This window comes from Corynebacterium sp. HMSC076D02 (assembly GCF_001813815.1).
GTDB lineage: Bacteria > Actinomycetota > Actinomycetes > Mycobacteriales > Mycobacteriaceae > Corynebacterium > Corynebacterium simulans.
Genome location: NZ_KV814045.1, coordinates 109056 through 125621, shown reverse-complemented (window position 1 = coordinate 125621; position 16566 = coordinate 109056). Strand labels below are relative to the sequence as shown.

The window sequence follows — 16566 nt, the reverse complement described above, 5'->3', positions numbered from 1 at the left end:
GTAAGGTGGGGCCAGTTAAAAATTTTTCAATTGAAGGAGCATCATTAATGTCTGAGAAGATTTCAATGAACTCATCCGCTACTGGTATGAGCCTGGGCGATAGCGTCTATGAGCGCCTCTTGCGCGAGCGCATTATCTTCCTGGGAACCCAGGTGGATGATGAGATTGCGAACAAGCTGTGCGCCCAGATTCTCCTGCTGTCCGCAGAGGATCCCACGCGCGATATTTCGCTTTATATCAATTCGCCGGGTGGCTCCGTTACCGCGGGCATGGCCATTTACGACACGATGAAGTACTCGCCGTGCGATATTGCTACCTATGGCATGGGTCTGGCAGCTTCCATGGGCCAGTTCTTGCTCTCCGGCGGCACCAAGGGCAAGCGCTACGCTCTGCCACACGCTCGCATCATGATGCACCAGCCTTCCGCTGGCGTGGGTGGCACCGCTGCTGACATCGCCATCCAGGCTGAGCAGTTTGCTCAGACCAAGCGCGAAATGGCGCAGCTGATCGCTGAGCATACCGGCCAGAGCTTTGAGCAAATCACCAAGGATTCTGACCGTGACCGTTGGTTCACCGCACAGCAGGCCAAGGAATACGGCATCGTTGACCACGTCATCGAGTCCGTAAACGGCCCGATCAATAACTAGGGAATAAGGAGAATTATCACTATGTCTAACCTTCAAATGCCTAATTCCCGCTACGTTCTGCCGGAGTTTGTCGAGCAGAACGCACAAGGCTCTAAGACCACCAACCCATACTCCAAGCTCTTTGAGGAGCGCATCATCTTCCTTGGCACCCAGGTTGATGACACCTCGGCGAATGACATCATGGCGCAGCTGCTGGTCCTCGAGTCCCAGGATCCAGATCGCGACATCACCATGTACATCAACTCCCCGGGTGGCTCCTTTACCGCGCTGATGGCTATCTACGACACCATGCGCTACGTACGTCCTGATGTGCAGACCGTGTGCCTGGGCCAGGCTGCATCTGCTGCAGCCGTCCTGCTGGCTGCCGGCGCACCGGGCAAGCGTGCGGCACTGCCGAACTCCCGCGTGCTGATTCACCAGCCACGCACCCAGGGCACCCAGGGCCAGGTTTCTGACCTAGAGATCGAGGCTAACGAGATCGAGCGCATGCGCCGCCTCATGGAGACCACCCTCGCTGAGCACACCGGCCGCACCGCAGACCAGGTCCGTGAGGACACTGACCGCGACAAGATCCTGACCGCTCAGGAAGCCGTTGAGTACGGCATCATCGATACCGTCTTTGATTACCGCAAGCTCAACGCCTAAAACCAGTAGTTAAGCTAAAGCCCTTGCACCGTATTCGTGGTGCAAGGGCTTTGGTTTTAGTTCTATAGGTCTTGGTGCGTCACCCAAACCCGTTCTACGGATGGATGTGTCTAGGCAGCCGCCACATCAGCACAACGCTGACGATGATAGCGATACCGCTGAAAATGAATAGGCCTGGGTACGGTGCCTCGATTGGGATACTGAAGGTGTATGCGGCCCAGTTTATCGCGATTGCTAGGAAATAGACTAGGAGAATGCCTCCAGCGGCGGTGATGGTTCGCATAGCGATACTTCTATTATCAAGCGCTTTGAAGAGCATCCCTATCGCCGTGCCAGCATAGCCCGCAACGAGGTAAGTGGTCAGGAATGCCAGGACAGAAAGCAAATGAGCTAACCAAGTTGGAAGGGTGCCGGTATCGCCGTTGACAGCAACCTCAAAAGAGCTATCGACATCAACGCCTGCGGATACCGCGATGTAATGTGCTGCGGCGGCGACGAGTCCAAAAAGAACGGAGCCCACGATGGCAAACCCGTGAGCTGCGATCTGCCACCGCTTCTGCGGCATATCGAGGCTGCGCAAAACCTTGAACTGCGAGGTTGCGCTTGCGCAAAGTATCGCCCAAAAGATAGCCGAGAAGATGATCCAGAAAGTGGGATTAACGCTAACTTGGCTGGAGTCATGCGGAACTAGGTAAGCGCCCACGGCGAGCACAATGATGAGGGGTGCAAATACTGCGATTGTCTTTCGGTGTGCCGAAACGAGTGCGGTCATGGTGTTGCTCCTTTAAAGCTGTGCGGATACAAGTGAGTCGATGAGTTGGACGTCGTCTGGGAAATCGGTGTCTATGCCGTGGAGAGGAGTATTCAGCGGCTCCGCTAGTTGGACACGTACGCGAGAGGTTCGCCCGAGCTTTTGCTGGCTGACGACGCTCCCCGTGAGTGCGGCAACTGCGTCATCAACGGCACTGCTCTCGCCCGTGAACAGTGGATATAGTTCCCGCTGTTCGTCGAGCAGAAGTGGACCAACCGCGCGGCCTTTCTGCACGACGATGAGCCCCTCAACGAGGCCAGCGAGATCCTCGGCGCGATGTGAGGATAGAAGTAACGTCCAATCGTCGTTGTGGGATGCGTGTTCGATGATGACTTGGCGCAGTACCTCACGCGTCGGTACGTCTAGCCCAGTGAAAGGCTCATCCATCAGCGTGACAGGCGTGCGTGCAGCAAGAACGGTGATGTTGGCAATCAATTGGCGCTTGCCGGTGGAAAGCCTCGAGCAGACCTCTGAGGGGTGAAGCTCAAAGCGGGCTAGGAGACGGTTCGCATAGGCGATGTCGAGTTCGCCTCGCGCTTTCTGGGCGATGCGAAGGTGATCTTTCACTGTGTGCCCCGCCAGCAAAATGTCAGCGCCGGTGCGTGCAAGGGCAGTTGGGGCAGTCTCGATAGAGCCGGATGTCATTGGAAGGTGACCCGCAATCGCTCTCATAAGCGTCGTCTTGCCCGCACCGTTGGTGCCGATAATGCCGTAAATTCCGGGCTTCAATCGGATCGAGTGAGCGTGGAGAAAGTCCTTTACTCGGAGGTCTTTTGCCTCGATAGTGTGCATGGTTATTCTCCTTCGCTTTTGATGAGTTCGATGAGCTCAGCCGTTGTGATTCCGAGGGCTCGTGCTTCGGCTAGAAGCGGTGCGACGAAATCCTCGTGTAATGCGGCACGACGCTTTTCTGCAATGCGGGTGCGCGCTTCGGGAGTGACGAACATTCCAAGTCCGCGACGCTTTTCGAGCAGGCCTTCGTCGAAGAGCGCGGTTAAGGCCTTGGACGCTGTCGTGGGGTTGACTGAGTGGAATGCGGAAAGCTCGTTTGTGCTGGGGGCGCGGTCGCCGGGGGCGAGCTGGCTGGACATGATCATGTCGCGGATGCCGCTGGCGAGTTGTTGGTAGAGGGGGAGGGGATTGCCCATGAGACCTCTTTTCGGATGCGTGACTGATAACAAAGCGGTTTGTGGGTTTGTGGGTTTACCACCCATGTGGGTAACCCTAAATGAGCTTTGATGTGTCGTCAAGAGCAAGCGGCAGAAGCGGAGATTGATGCTCCGGCCCTTGGTCGATTCGGCTGCAAATATAAGTGTGAAAGTTTTCGCAGTGCGGGGCCATGACGTGGAACTTTCTGCAGCCGCGTGCTTTAACAAATATTTCGGGCAACCAACCGATTTGTTGTTACCGAGAATTAGTGGTCAACTATTTATATGTCAGATCACAATACGCAGCTGTCTGGCGCGACAGCACACAAAACGGAGCCTGAAGAAAGACTGTTCTTCGGGCATCCGTGGGGCCTAGCCAACCTATTTGGCATCGAGATGTGGGAGCGTTTCAGCTTCTACGGCATGCAGTCGATCGTTTTGCTCTATATGTACTACTCCGTCACCGATGGCGGACTAGGCATGGACAAGACCGCTGCAACGTCCGTGGTTGGTGCCTACGGCGGTCTGGTCTATATGGCCTGCCTTTTGGCCTCTTTGGTTGCAGACCGAATTTTGGGCCCGGAGCGCACCCTGTTCTACTCCGCGAACCTGGTGATGCTCGGTCATATCGCTCTGGCGTTTATTCCGGACGTTATTGGTCTGGCGATTGGTTTGGTTCTCATTGCCATCGGCTCTGGCGGCGTGAAGACCACCGCCCAGGTGGTGCTTGGCTCGCTATATAGCCGTGATGACACCCGCCGTGACGGTGGTTTCTCCATCTTCTACATGGGTGTCAACATCGGCGCTCTATTAGGCCCGTTTGTCACAACAATCATGTGGGGCTGGAAGGGATTCCACTGGGGCTTTGGCCTCGCGGCAATCGGCATGTTCGCGGGCCTGATTCAGTACACCCTGATGCGCAAGTCCACCATCAAGGATGCAGGCCACGAGGTCCCGAACCCTGCTAGCAGCAAGCAGATGCTGCTCGGCCTAGCTGCCGTCCTTGGCATCGTGGCAATTGCGGTAATTTCCATCGCAACCGGCGTTGTCAAGGTCGATTGGCTATCCAACATCGTCACCGTCGTTGCGCTGTTGGCGGCAATCGTATTGTGGTGCCAGATGTACTTCTCCGAGCTGGTTGATGCGGAAGAGAAGAAGCGTCTGCTGGGATTTATCCCGCTGTTTGTCTCTGGTGTTTTGTTCTTCGGTATCTTCCAGCAGCAGTTCACCGTCATGACCATCTACGCGGATGTGCGCTTGGACCGTAACTTCTTCGGCATCGAGATTCCGCCGTCACTGGTGCAGTCCTTCAACCCGGTCTTCATCGTGGTCTTCTCTGCGATTTTCGCAACGATGTGGACCAAGCTCGGTAACCGTCAGTGGTCCACGCCAGTGAAGTTCGGCGCCGCGAACATCATCATCGGTATTTCCTTGTTCTTCTTCCTGCCGTACTCCGGTACCGGTGCAAATTCCACGCCGATGTTTGCCATCATTGGCATCCTCTTCCTGTTCACCATGGGTGAGCTTTTGCTGTCCCCGGTTGGTAACGCGCTTGCTACGAAGGTCGCGCCACGTGCCTTCCCCTCCCGCATGATGGCGGTGTGGATGATGGCCGTTGCCATGGGTACCTCCCTGGCTGGCTCCCTGGCTGGTTTCTACAACCCGGAGGACGCTGGCGCGGAGAATACCTTCTTTATCTCCCTGGGCATCGCTTCCATCGTTCTGGGGCTGCTGGTCCTGGCAGTCAGCCGCTGGGTGGTTAAGAACTTCGCCACCTTCCGCTAAAAAGGAGCCGATGCTTTCCGACGCCGTTGGTCTTAAGGCCCGCGGCGTCGTCGCCGTTTTCTTGGTCCCTGCGTTGCCTGCTGAAAGCAGACGCATAGTGTATGTGAACTGCGAAAAGGGAAGTCTCAAGGAGGGGTTGAGGCTGCGCCACGCGGAGGAATGAATGAGGGCGGTGTCGCGTTGATTTACTAAGGTGGAGGTATCTGTGGGACGCGCCCCTTTTTAAGGGCGCCGGATGCAAAGGATTGGCATCCTAGAATCTTCCCACCACAATCAATAATCAAAAGCGAGTGGAAAGACCTTAATGGCACGTATGCAAGAAAGCGCTGACCTGCTCAAGTGCTCCTTTTGTGGCAAGAGCCAGAAACAGGTGAAAAAGCTCATCGCCGGCGGCGGTGTCTACATCTGTGATGAGTGCATCGAGCTGTGTAATGAGATCATCGAAGAAGAACTCGGCGCAGCCGCCGCGGCTGACAATGCCGAGAAGGAAGTAAAGCTTCCGCGCCCTTCGGAGATTTCCTCCTTCCTTGATAAGTACGTCATCGGCCAGGACCAGGCCAAGCGCGTGCTTTCGGTGGCGGTTTATAACCACTACAAGCGCATCAAGGCAGAAGAAGCAGCGGGCCTGGAAAGCCGCCGCAAGAAAGTCGAGGATGAGGACGTCGAGATCGCTAAGTCCAACATCCTGCTGCTCGGTCCTACCGGTTCCGGCAAGACCTACCTTGCGCAGACGCTGGCTCGCATGCTGGATGTTCCTTTTGCTATCGCCGACGCCACCAGCCTTACCGAGGCCGGCTATGTGGGCGAGGACGTAGAAAACATCCTGCTCAAGCTCCTGCAGGCCGCAGACTTTGACGTAGAGCGCGCGCAGCGCGGCATCATCTACGTCGATGAGGTGGACAAGATTTCCCGCAAGTCTGAAAACCCATCCATTACTCGTGACGTTTCCGGTGAGGGTGTGCAGCAAGCCCTGCTGAAGATCTTGGAGGGCACCGTAGCCGCCATCCCGCCGCAGGGTGGCCGTAAGCACCCCAACCAAGAGTTCATCCAGCTCGATACCTCGAACATCCTGTTTATTGTTGCTGGCGCCTTTGCTGGCCTCGATAAAGTCATCGCAGAGCGCGTGGGCAAGAAGGGCGTGGGCTTTGGCGCGAAGCTCGAGACTGCCAGCGAGCGCGAGAAGCTCGACCTCTTCTCTGAGGTACGCCCTGAGGATCTCGTAAAGTTCGGACTTATCCCGGAGTTCATCGGCCGCTTGCCGGTTGTGGCCACCGTGGACAACCTCGATCGTGAGTCCTTGGTCAAGGTCTTGGTGGAGCCGAAGAACTCGCTCATCAAGCAATATCAGCGCCTCTTCGAGATGGATGGCGCGGAACTGGTCTTCGCAGACGAGGCCTTGGGCTCCATTGCCGAGCTCGCGCTTGAGCGCAAGACCGGCGCTCGTGGCTTGCGCGCCATCATGGAGGAGCTGCTCGTTCCCATCATGTATGACCTGCCAGACCGCGAGGACATCACGGCCGTGCACATTACCGAGGCCTGCGTTAAGGGCGAGGGCGAGCCGGAGTTTGTCTACTCTGACGCCGAAAAGGAATCTGCCTAGCTAGCGCGTTTCCCTCTAGCCCACATGTAAAAAGAGCCGCCTTCTAAAAGGCGGCTCTTTTAGGCTTTATTCGTAAATATCCGATGCGGCCTGCTCTTCGTCGCTGGAGTAGATATCCTGCGGGCTAGCGTCGTTGTCTTCGTCGGCGGCGCTGGTGGTGAGGTAGGAGCTGTGCCCGGAATCCGGGATGTTGGTGGTAAGGAATGCCAGGACTGCGTCGACAGTCATGCGGTGCATGCCGTCGGTGTTTTCGGGGCTGCGCATGTCGATGTCCAACAAATTCTGCATCATCGAGCGATTGGTCACGCGGTACATCGTGAGGGAGGCAATGAGGGTGAAGATATCGTTGGCCGAAATGCCCGGGCGGAAGGCGCCGGAGTCCTGGCCCAGCATCAGAAGTTTGTCCAAGTGAAGGAAAACTTCGGAGACGTCGATTAGCGCGTGGCCGCCATCAAGCGCGCCGGTGGAGGATTCCATCGTCATCATGCGGATGGCCTCTGGGTGCTCAACGTGCTGCTTGAAAAGCCAGTCTACGAGCGTGCGTACGCCTTCCACTGGGACTGCAGAGTCCAGCTCAAGGCTGCCTGCCGGTGGGTTGAGGAGGCGTGCCGCAACCGTGAGGGCCTGCTGGTACAGGCCCTTTTTGTCACCAAAGTGGTAATGGATCATGCGCTTGGACATGCCGGCGAGGCGGGAAATGTTGTCCAACTTGGTGTCAGCGAATCCCAACTCGGAGAACTGCTCGATGGCGACGTCGATTACTTTGTCGACGGAGCCCGTAAGCTCGGCGGTGCCGACGGAATCGGGCGAAGCCGAATCAGTGGCGTCCATGGTCATTGTTTCCGTCCTTGTAAGTCCTGTGCGAGATGAATCTGTTCCTTTAAGACTCTTTCTTTCTCTTTCCTATAGTGCCCAAAAACCAACTTTTCCGAGTTTCAAGTGAAAATAAAGTCATGAACTGCGGGACATTTGGGGGTAATTTTCGCAATTTTGTGATCTCGATTGACTCCAAAAGAGGGGGAGTAACCTGCTGCATAAGTTCTGCGCGCAAGGCTAAGGTGGGCTTTAAGAACACGTTTGTTTCACCACATCCCGCAGGAGGATTGCACATGACTGAGTCAGCATTGAAGCCCGTCAAAGTAACCGTTACTGGGGCAGCCGGTAACATCGCTTATTCGCTGCTGTGGCGCATCGCTGCTGGCGACGTCTACGGAAAAGACACCCCGGTAGAGCTCGCGCTGCTCGAAATCCCTGACGCTGTAGGCGCCGCAGAAGGCGTGGCCATGGAGTTGGCTGACTCCGCTTTCCCGCTGCTGCGCGGCATCACCGTCACCGATGACCCAGCAGTGGCCTTCAAGGACACCAAGGCTGCCTTCCTCGTGGGCGCGCGCCCGCGCTCCAAGGGCATGGAGCGTGCGGACCTCCTTGAGGCCAATGGCGCCATCTTCACCGTCCAGGGCAAGGCCATCAACGATCACGCCGCGCGCGACGTCCGCGTGCTCGTTGTCGGTAACCCGGCCAACACCAATGCCTACATCGCCGCCCAGAGCGCACCAGACCTGGACGCCAGCCAGTTCAACGCACTCATGCGTCTAGACCACAACCGCACGCTCAGCCAGCTTTCGCTCAAGACCGGCACGCCAACCGCAGAGTTCACCAAGGTGGCCGTCTGGGGCAACCACTCCGCCACCCAGTTCCCAGACCTTAGCTACTCCAACGCGGAGGTAGATGAGAAGTGGTACACCGAGGAGATGATTCCGAAGGTGGCCAAGCGCGGCGCGGAAATCATCGAGGTCCGCGGTCATTCCTCCGCTGCTTCTGCTGCCTCTGCTGCAGTCGATCACATGCACGACTGGATCCACGGCACTGAGGATTGGCGCACCGCCGCGGTGGTCTCCGATGGCTCTTATGGCGTGGACGAGGGCCTTATCTTTGGTTTCCCCACCGTGGCCAAGAACGGCACCTGGGAAATCGTGCAGGGCCTAGAGCTTGGTGAGTTCCAGACCGAACGCATCCAGGCCAACGTGGAGGAGCTGCGCGCTGAGCGCGAAGCCGTCCAGCACCTGCTTTAATCGAGCAGCAGGTTATCGATAAGCCGCACCGGACCCACGAATGCGGCAACCAACGCTAGGGCAGGGCGCGCTGCAGCAGCCACCGGCTCTAGCGTTTTCGGATCGACTACCGTCAGGTAGTCCAGCTTCACGCCCTCGCTGGCATCCAGCGCCGCGGCGGCCTGCGTTACGTCGGCGAAGGCGCCGTCGCGAAGCGCAAATAGCGTGCGCGATAGCGCCAGTGCCTGGTCACGCTCCTTCGTGCTGAGCCTTTGATTGCGGCTCGATTCCGCCAGACCATCTGCCGCGCGGACGATGGGTGCCGCCACAATCTCCACCGGCAGGTCGAGATCTGCCACCATGCGCCGAATCACCGCCACCTGCTGGGCATCCTTTTGCCCGAAGTAGGCGCGGGTGGGCTGCACGATAGTAAAGAGCTTGGTCACCACCGTGGCCACACCATCGAAGTGGCCTGGGCGGGAAGCCCCCTCGAGCACCTCACCCATGCGCCCAGTGCGCACCCACACTAACGGGGTACCAGACGGATACATCTGTTCCATGCGCGGCGCGAAAACCGCATCCACGCCAATTAATTCCAAGAACTTCGCGTCACCTTCCAGATCCCGCGGGTAGTTCCGGTAGTCATCGCACTCGCCCAAATCACTAAACTGCAGCGGATTTACAAACACCGAGACCACGACCACGTCGTTGTCTTGGCGTGCGCGCTTAACCAGCGCGCCGTGCCCGGCATGCAGAGCACCCATGGTCGGCACCAATCCCACGCTCCGCCCGGCAGCGGCCTGCTCCGCGCGGAAAGTACGCAGCTGCGAAATAGTTTCAAAAACCTGCATTACTCAAACCTTAAAGACTAGTCGCTGAAGGATTCCGCCTCATTCGGGAACGCGCGCGAGTGAACGTCGGCGGCGTAGGAACGCGCGGCTTCGGCAAGCATGCCGCGCAGATCCGCATACCGGCGCACAAAGCGCGGCGTCTTGCCCGCGCCCATGCCAAAAGCGTCGGTCCAGACCAGAATCTGCCCATCGCAGGCATTGCCCGCGCCGATGCCGATGGTGGGGAAGGAGACCTCCTTGGTCAGCGAGTGCGCAGGCGCGCCGGGGAAGTTCCAGGATGTGAAGACATGACAGACAATGTATCCAGCCGCCGGCGCCCGCGGTGCCGATTTCGCCCAATGGGGGTGAAAAGCCAGTTGACCGACAGGGTAGACTTGTCCGGGTGACTGAGCAGAACAACGCTGTAGATAAAGAGCAACTAGTAGGCACTAACCGTGCTGACGCGCTTCCGAAGTCCTGGGAGCCGCAGGCGGTAGAAAAGGACCTCTACGAAGGTTGGGTCGAAGCCGGCTACTTCACCCCGGATGCCGCCAGCGAGGCAGAGCCTTATTCCATCGTGCTGCCGCCACCCAACGTGACCGGCCAGCTGCACATGGGCCATGCCCTAGACCACACCCTCATCGACTCCATCATTCGCCGCAAGCGCATGCAGGGTTATGCCACCCTGTGGCTGCCGGGCGCCGACCACGCGGGTATCGCCACCCAGACCAAGGTCGAAGCCAAGCTGAAGGAGACCGAGGGCAAAAAGCGCTGGGATTATGAGCGTGAGGAGTTCATCTCCAAGGTCTGGGAATGGAAGGAAGAATACGGCGGCACCATCCAGAATCAGATGCGTGCCATTGGTGACTCCGTGGACTGGTCCCGCGAGCGCTTCACCCTGGACGAGGGCCTGTCCCGCGCGGTCCAGACCATCTTTAAGCAGCTTTTCGACGCCGGCATGATCTACCAGGCCCACCGCCTGGTCAACTGGTCCCCGGTTCTGGAGACCGCGGTCTCCGACATCGAGGTTGTTTACAAGGACGTCGAGGGCGAGCTCGTGTCCATCCGCTACGGCTCGCTAAACGACGACGAGCCGCACCTCATCGTGGCCACCACCCGCGTGGAGACCATGCTTGGCGACGTCGCGATTGCCGTCCACCCCGATGACGAGCGCTACAAGGACCTGGTGGGGCAGGAGTTTGCCCACCCATTCCGTGATGATCTCAAGCTCAAGGTCATCGCTGATGATTACGTGGACATGGAATTCGGCACCGGTGCTGTGAAGATCACCCCGGCCCACGACCCGAACGACTACCAGATGGGCCTGCGCCACAACCTGGACATGCCCACCATCATGGACTCCACCGGCCACATCGCGAACACCGGCACCAAGTTCGATGGCCTGACTCGTGAGGAAGCACGCGTGGAGATCCGAGAGGCGCTGCGTGAACAGGGTCGCATCGTCAAGGAAATCCGCCCTTATGTCCACTCCGTTGGCCACTCCGAGCGCTCCGGCGAGCCGGTCGAGCCGCGCCTTTCCCTGCAGTGGTTCGTGGCGGTAGAAAAGCTGGCCAAGTACTCCGGCGACGCCGTGCGCGAGGGCGATACCACGATTCACCCGACCTCCCTCGAGCCGCGTTACTTCGAGTGGGTCGATGACATGCACGACTGGTGCATCTCCCGCCAGCTGTGGTGGGGCCACCGCATCCCGATCTGGTACGGTCCGGAGACCACCGACGCCGAGGGCAACACCACCCGCGATATCGTCTGCGTCGGCCCTGACGAGGAGCCGCCGGCAGGCTACGAGCAGGATCCAGACGTTCTGGATACCTGGTTCTCCTCTGCGCTGTGGCCATTTTCCACGCTGGGCTGGCCGGAAAAGACTCCGGACCTGGAGAAGTTCTACCCAACCAACGTGCTGGTCACTGCCTACGACATCCTGTTCTTCTGGGTCGCCCGCATGATGATGTTCGGCACCTTCGCTGGCGGCCAGACCCCGGAGTTGCTCAACGCTGGTGATGGCTCCGCGCGTGATGGCCGCCCACAGATTCCTTTCCACGACATTTACCTGCACGGCTTGGTTCGCGATGAGCAGGGCCGCAAGATGTCGAAGTCCCTGGGCAACGGCATCGACCCGATGGACTGGGTCCGCGACTACGGCGCGGATGCCCTGCGCTTTACCCTGGCGCGTGGCGCAAACCCGGGCGTCGACCTGCCGCTGGGCTCCGACGCTGCTGCGGCTTCCCGTAACTTCGCCACCAAGCTTTTCAACGCCACCAAGTTCGCGCTCATGAACGGCGCTGGCGTGGCGGAGCTGCCGGCACGCGAGGAGCTAACCGACGCCGACCGTTGGATCCTGGACCGCGCCGAAGAGGTCCGCGTCAAGTTCGACGCTTACCTGGATGACTACCAGTTCTCCAAGGCCAACGAGCTGCTCTACCACTACATCTGGGATGAGCTGTGTGACTGGTACCTGGAGATTGCCAAGTCCCAGATTCCGCGCGACGTCGATTCGGCAGATACGTCAGACGCGGAGCGGCTGACCGGCCGCAACACCCAGATCGTCCTGGGCCGCGTCCTCGACGTCGTCCTGCGCCTTTTGCACCCAACCATGCCTTTTGTCACCGAGGTCCTGTGGAAGGCACTTACCGGCGGCGAGTCAATCGTGATTGCCCCGTGGCCAACCGCGGCCGATACCAACGGCGGCATGGCCACCGACGAGGTTGCCGCTCGCCGTATCGCGGACGCCGACAAGCTCATCACCGAGCTGCGCCGCTTCCGCTCTGACCAGGGCGTTAAGCCTTCGCAGAAGGTTCCAGGCCGCCTGGACTTCGCCTCGGTGGACCTTGCAGGTCAGGAGAACCTGGTGCGCAACCTGGCTAATACCACCGTGCCGGAAGAGGGCTTTACCGCCTCTGCTTCCATCGAGGTTCGCCTTTCCCAGGGCACCGTCGAGGTCGCCCTCGATACCTCCGGCGCAGTCGACGTCGAGGCAGAGCGCAAGCGCCTGGAAAAGGATCTGGCCAAGGCCAACAAGGAGCTCGAGCAGACCGGCAAGAAGCTGGCTAATGAGTCCTTCCTAGCCAAGGCTCCGGAGGAGGTCGTGGAGAAGATCCGCACCCGCCAGCAGGTGGCACAGGAAGAAGTCGACCGCATCACTGCACGCTTGGAGGCACTTAAGTAGTGAGCAAGCGAGAAGATCGCGAGGAATACGAACTCGTCGACGCTCTGCAGGAGGGCACTGAGGGCGGACCCGTGGAGATCACGGAGTCCGGCCTGCAGCTCAACCTCGGCATGGGCGCGGAAGACGAGTACGAGGAAGCCGCTCCCATCGAGGTCAGCCCGGAGGAACTCGAAGCGCTAGCGCTTGTCGACGCCGAGCTCAACGCCCGCGCGCCCGAAACCCAGATCGCTCCGAGCCTGGAACGCATCCAGGCGTTGATGGATTTGCTGGGTAACCCGGAGAAGTCCTTCCAGGTCATCCACGTCGCGGGCACGAATGGCAAGTCTTCGACTTCCCGCATGATCGACTCCTTGCTGCGCGCCTTCCACCGCCGCGTCGGATTGGTGACGAGCCCGCACCTGCAGCTGGTCACCGAGCGCATCGGCATCGATGGCCGCCCGATTCACCCGCGTGACTTCGTGCGCATTTGGGGCGAAATCAAGCCTTATGTCGAGATGGTCGACGCGCGCTCGGACATTCCGATGTCCAAGTTCGAGGTGCTGGTGGCCATCTCTTATGCGGCCTTCGCCGACGCGCCAGTCGACGTCGCCGTGGTCGAGGTCGGCCTCGGCGGCACCTGGGATGCCACCAACGTGGTCAACGCCGAGGTCTCCGTCATCATGCCGGTGGGCCTCGACCACACCGACTACCTGGGCGATACCCTCGCCGAGATCGCGGGGGAGAAGGCCGGCATCATCAAGGCGCGCGAGCACGACGATGATGACGTCCTTGCCCCGCGCGAGAACATCGCCATTATCGCGGAGCAAGAGCCGGAGGCGATGTCCGTCATCCTGCAGCGCACCGTCGAGGTCGGCGCGGGCGTGGCGCGCTCCGGCAGCGAGTTCGCGGTGCTGGAGTCCCGCATCGCGGTCGGTGGCCAGCAGCTGAACATTCAGGGCTTGGGCGGCCTCTACGAGGACGTGTTCCTGCCGCTGCACGGCGAGCACCAGGCTAAAAACGCCGGCGTGGCGCTGGCTGCGGTCGAGGCCTTCTTCGGGGCGTCGGCAGGCAAGCCGCTCGATGCGGCCACCGTGCGCAACGGCTTTGCACAGGCCATCTCTCCCGGCCGTCTGGAACGCGTGCGCACCAGCCCCACGACCTTCGTCGATGCCTGCCATAACCCGCACGGCGCGAAGGCCCTAGGCGCGGCCCTTGACCGCGACTTCGACTTCGCGCGCCTCGTTGGCGTCATCAGCATCTTCGAAGACAAGGATGCCCTTGGCATATTGGAGGCCCTCGAGCCTTATCTCACTGAGGTCGTCATCACGCAAAACTCTTCTCCGCGCGCCCGCGACGCCTACGAGCTGGCAGAGCTCGCCCGCGACATCTTCGGCGAGGAGCGCGTCTACGTGGAGCCTGATCTGCCCGGTGCCTACGCGCAAGCAGTGGAACTGGCTGAGGATGCGGAAGTTCAGTCCGGCTCGGGTATCGTCATCACGGGTTCCGTCGTCACTGCCGGCGACGCCCGCGCGATGTTTGGAAAGGATCCCGCATGAGTCAGTCCCGCCGCACCAACCGCAACGAGGTGCCGGAATCTGAAATCAGTCCGCTCGGTCTCGGCAAGGCACCGGTCAAAGACCCGCTCAAGCAGTTTGGCGGGATGGTGGTGGCCAGCTCTCTGACCATGGAGCTGCTCACCCTCGTGCTGGCGCTGCCACTTTTGTACAAGCTTTACGACGGCACGCTGTGGACCCCGTTTAACTACTCCGTAGTGATTGGCCTGGCTGTGTTGCTGCTCGTTAGCTTCGCGTTCATGAACAAGCCGTGGATTGTCAACGCCATGATTGCGCTGCACGTGCTCGCTATCATCTTGGGCTTTATGATCCACTGGTCCATCGCGGCCATCTTCATCATCTTTGGCCTGCTGTGGCTTATGGCTTCTTACATGCGCGGCATCATCGTCGAGCGCATGAAGCGCGGATACCTCACCACCCAGCACCTAAACGCCTCGCAGCCGCGCCAATAGCCACGTAGACTTTGCAGGCATGCGCTATCTCTACTTTTTCCTCGCGGCACTGGGCTGCATTGCGGCCTTGCTGCTGCGCGCAATGACCGGGCAGCCTTGGATGCCGCTGGTTGCGCTGCTTGCTGCCGCCGCGTTCCTGGCGCTCGGCCTGTGGCAATCGGCGCGCCCCGCAACTCCCGTTAGTGAGACAGATCTTTCAGAAGAGCAGCGAGCCGAACTTAACCGACTGCTGGAAAACGGCCAGTTCGGCACCGCCGTAAAACAGGTGCAGCTGTGGTTTAAGGGGACCGATTACAACCACGCAGAGAAGATCGTGCGCGGGCTGAACCAAACATCTCACCCCTAGCGCGAGACGCGGCGGAATAGCTTTAGTACTATGGCAGCCATGACTGAACGTACACTCATTCTCATCAAGCCAGACGGCGTTAAGAACGGCCACGTCGGTGAAATCATCACCCGCATTGAGCGCAAGGGCCTGAAGCTGGTTGCTATGGATCTGCGCGTTGCAGACGAGGCTACCGCTAAGAAGCACTACGCAGAGCACGAGGACAAGCCATTCTTCGGTGACCTCGTTGAGTTCATCACCTCCGCACCGCTGGTTGCTGGCGTTGTTGAGGGCGAGCGCGCTATCGAGGCATGGCGCCAGCTGGCCGGCGGCACCGACCCAGTTTCCAAGGCCACCCCGGGCACCATCCGCGGCGACTTTGCTCTGACCGTCGGCGAGAACGTTGTTCACGGCTCTGACTCCCCAGAGTCCGCTGAGCGCGAGATCTCCATCTGGTTCCCGAACCTGTAAAAGCATCTAGCTTTTTAGCCCGCATTCGCTTGGCGAGTGCGGGCTTTCTTCGTGTTTGACGCCCCTTCTCCTTCGCTGGCGCCGTATCTGCACCGCGTTGGCGCCGTATCTGCACCGCGTAGGCGCAATTTGCCAAATATGCCGCCAAAACCACCCCGTTTCAGCGCACTATTTGGCAAAATGTGCGGCCCAAGCCCCAGCAGCCCTCAGCTAACGCCTCCGCGCCTCATACATGCTCCGCACACCCAACTCGGTCAGCGTGACATCCCACGTGCGAGTGTTATCGGAATGGCGCACACCGCGCAGCTTAATCACGCCGGTCTTTTCCAGCTCCAGCACGCGTTTTTCGAGGCCTTCCTCCTGCCCGGTGATGTAACCCAACTGCTTGACGCTCACGATATTGCCTTCCACAGCACCGGCTGCCACCAGCGCGGAGACAATATCGGCGTAGTCGGTTACAGCCTGCAAGGTCGTCTCGGTGATTCCCTCGATCGAAGAATGCTCCAGCGTCTTACGAATGCGCCGCCGCCCAGTGCGGTATGGGCCAGTAAACGAGGCCCAACCGCCAAGCGTGAACGCTGGCACCATGTAGATAGCCTTGCAGACAGTTAGCACGATGGGTGAGATAGTGGCATCTGGGACGAGGCCGAAGTCATCGGCCAGCCACAGAATTGGCGCACCCACCACCGGCAGGAAGGGGCCGATATAGGCCAAGGAGGAGTAGTCGCCCGACTTATACTCCTCGCGCACGGCCTGAATCATCTTGGGCTTTTTGCGCAGAATGTTGATGCCCGCCAGCACACTAAGCACGATGCAAATGCCCACCACCACGTACTGGCCTGAATAGTGCCCCAGATCTGGATTGGATAAAGCAAACGCGAGGGAAAGCGGAATCGAGCCGATAAAAATATCGCGCATCGAAATCTCGTTACGGGCCCGAGCCTGTGCCACCGTGCGCGGTGCGTGCTCAGGAATTGCGAGTTCTTCTTTCTCCTCAGGCGCTTCCATGTCTGACATCTTGCCACAGGTGGTCTATATCTCGTGGGGCTTGGTTTGGCTAAAGC

General features: G+C 59.4%; 16 protein-coding genes and 1 pseudogene. 10 read left to right on the top strand and 7 right to left on the bottom strand.

Features of this window, described 5'->3' with window-relative positions; translation table 11 throughout:
- Window positions 1-47: 47 nt before the first annotated feature.
- A complete protein-coding gene (locus HMPREF2935_RS06020; RefSeq protein WP_062043541.1) occupies window positions 48-647 on the top strand; it encodes an ATP-dependent Clp protease proteolytic subunit in 600 nt (199 codons plus the stop codon).
- A 21-nt stretch (window positions 648-668) separates the two neighbouring features.
- Entirely contained in the window at window positions 669-1292 is a 624-nt protein-coding gene (locus HMPREF2935_RS06015) for an ATP-dependent Clp protease proteolytic subunit (protein ID WP_061924159.1), read from the top strand.
- A 94-nt stretch (window positions 1293-1386) separates the two neighbouring features.
- Here HMPREF2935_RS06015 and HMPREF2935_RS06010 read toward each other — a convergent pair whose 3' ends face one another.
- The 3 genes from HMPREF2935_RS06010 to HMPREF2935_RS06000 are packed head-to-tail and all read right to left on the bottom strand — an operon-like array spanning window position 1387 to window position 3251.
- On the bottom strand, window positions 1387-2064 hold the full coding sequence (locus HMPREF2935_RS06010) for a hypothetical protein (protein ID WP_070732392.1): 678 nt from the start codon (window positions 2062-2064) through the stop codon (window positions 1387-1389).
- A 12-nt stretch (window positions 2065-2076) separates the two neighbouring features.
- Window positions 2077-2895 carry an ATP-binding cassette domain-containing protein gene (locus HMPREF2935_RS06005; RefSeq protein ID WP_070732391.1) on the bottom strand — a complete coding sequence of 273 codons (819 nt, stop codon included), beginning with the start codon at window positions 2893-2895 and terminating at the stop codon, window positions 2077-2079.
- A gap of 2 nt (window positions 2896-2897) precedes the next feature.
- Window positions 2898-3251: a GntR family transcriptional regulator gene (locus HMPREF2935_RS06000; protein ID WP_061924149.1), complete on the bottom strand. Its 354-nt coding sequence runs from the start codon at window positions 3249-3251 to the stop codon at window positions 2898-2900.
- A 285-nt stretch (window positions 3252-3536) separates the two neighbouring features.
- Here HMPREF2935_RS06000 and HMPREF2935_RS05995 point away from each other — a divergent pair, with 285 nt between their 5' ends.
- Together HMPREF2935_RS05995 and clpX are read left to right on the top strand one after the other, a co-directional pair.
- The gene (locus HMPREF2935_RS05995) at window positions 3537-5036 is read left to right on the top strand and encodes a peptide MFS transporter (RefSeq protein ID WP_070587538.1); all 1500 of its coding nucleotides are present in this window, start codon (window positions 3537-3539) and stop codon (window positions 5034-5036) included.
- Window positions 5037-5340: 304 nt separating this feature from the next.
- On the top strand, window positions 5341-6636 hold the full coding sequence (gene clpX / locus HMPREF2935_RS05990; protein WP_061924143.1) for an ATP-dependent Clp protease ATP-binding subunit ClpX: 1296 nt from the start codon (window positions 5341-5343) through the stop codon (window positions 6634-6636).
- Window positions 6637-6702: 66 nt separating this feature from the next.
- Here clpX and HMPREF2935_RS05985 read toward each other — a convergent pair whose 3' ends face one another.
- Complete coding sequence (locus HMPREF2935_RS05985) at window positions 6703-7473, bottom strand: TetR/AcrR family transcriptional regulator (protein WP_061924139.1); 771 nt, start codon at window positions 7471-7473, stop codon at window positions 6703-6705.
- A gap of 272 nt (window positions 7474-7745) precedes the next feature.
- On the opposite strand from HMPREF2935_RS05985, the gene HMPREF2935_RS05980 reads away from it, so the two are divergent.
- The gene (locus tag HMPREF2935_RS05980; protein ID WP_061924137.1) at window positions 7746-8708 is read left to right on the top strand and encodes a malate dehydrogenase; all 963 of its coding nucleotides are present in this window, start codon (window positions 7746-7748) and stop codon (window positions 8706-8708) included.
- Here HMPREF2935_RS05980 and panC read toward each other — a convergent pair.
- Together panC and HMPREF2935_RS12680 are read right to left on the bottom strand one after the other, a co-directional pair.
- Window positions 8705-9538 (bottom strand): pantoate--beta-alanine ligase, encoded by an 834-nt coding sequence (gene panC / locus HMPREF2935_RS05975; protein ID WP_070732388.1) that lies wholly within the window; start codon window positions 9536-9538, stop codon window positions 8705-8707. The two genes, HMPREF2935_RS05980 and panC, sit on opposite strands and share 4 nt — an antisense overlap.
- Window positions 9539-9555: 17 nt before the next feature.
- Window positions 9556-9786, bottom strand: a pseudogene (locus HMPREF2935_RS12680) (3-methyl-2-oxobutanoate hydroxymethyltransferase); the annotation flags it as partial.
- Window positions 9787-9920: 134 nt separating this feature from the next.
- On the opposite strand from HMPREF2935_RS12680, the gene HMPREF2935_RS05970 reads away from it, so the two are divergent.
- Genes HMPREF2935_RS05970 through ndk form a run of 5 tightly spaced genes read left to right on the top strand, consistent with a single transcriptional unit; the run spans window position 9921 to window position 15502 of the window.
- Entirely contained in the window at window positions 9921-12701 is a 2781-nt protein-coding gene (locus tag HMPREF2935_RS05970) for a valine--tRNA ligase (RefSeq protein WP_062043553.1), read from the top strand.
- On the top strand, window positions 12701-14236 hold the full coding sequence (locus HMPREF2935_RS05965) for a bifunctional tetrahydrofolate synthase/dihydrofolate synthase (protein WP_061924129.1): 1536 nt from the start codon (window positions 12701-12703) through the stop codon (window positions 14234-14236). Before HMPREF2935_RS05970 ends, HMPREF2935_RS05965 begins: the two co-directional genes overlap by 1 nt.
- The gene (locus HMPREF2935_RS05960; protein WP_062037819.1) at window positions 14233-14706 is read left to right on the top strand and encodes a DUF4233 domain-containing protein; all 474 of its coding nucleotides are present in this window, start codon (window positions 14233-14235) and stop codon (window positions 14704-14706) included. The genes HMPREF2935_RS05965 and HMPREF2935_RS05960 overlap by 4 nt, the downstream gene beginning before the upstream one ends.
- Before the next feature lie 19 nt (window positions 14707-14725).
- Window positions 14726-15052, top strand: coding sequence for a hypothetical protein (locus tag HMPREF2935_RS05955; RefSeq protein ID WP_062043556.1), 327 nt, complete (start codon window positions 14726-14728; stop codon window positions 15050-15052).
- Between the two features lie 39 nt (window positions 15053-15091).
- Window positions 15092-15502 (top strand): nucleoside-diphosphate kinase, encoded by a 411-nt coding sequence (gene ndk / locus HMPREF2935_RS05950; protein WP_061924281.1) that lies wholly within the window; start codon window positions 15092-15094, stop codon window positions 15500-15502.
- Window positions 15503-15712: 210 nt separating this feature from the next.
- On the opposite strand, the gene HMPREF2935_RS05945 is transcribed toward ndk, so the two are convergent.
- A complete protein-coding gene (locus tag HMPREF2935_RS05945; protein WP_083313187.1) occupies window positions 15713-16510 on the bottom strand; it encodes a hypothetical protein in 798 nt (265 codons plus the stop codon).
- Between the last annotated feature and the right edge of the window lie 56 nt (window positions 16511-16566).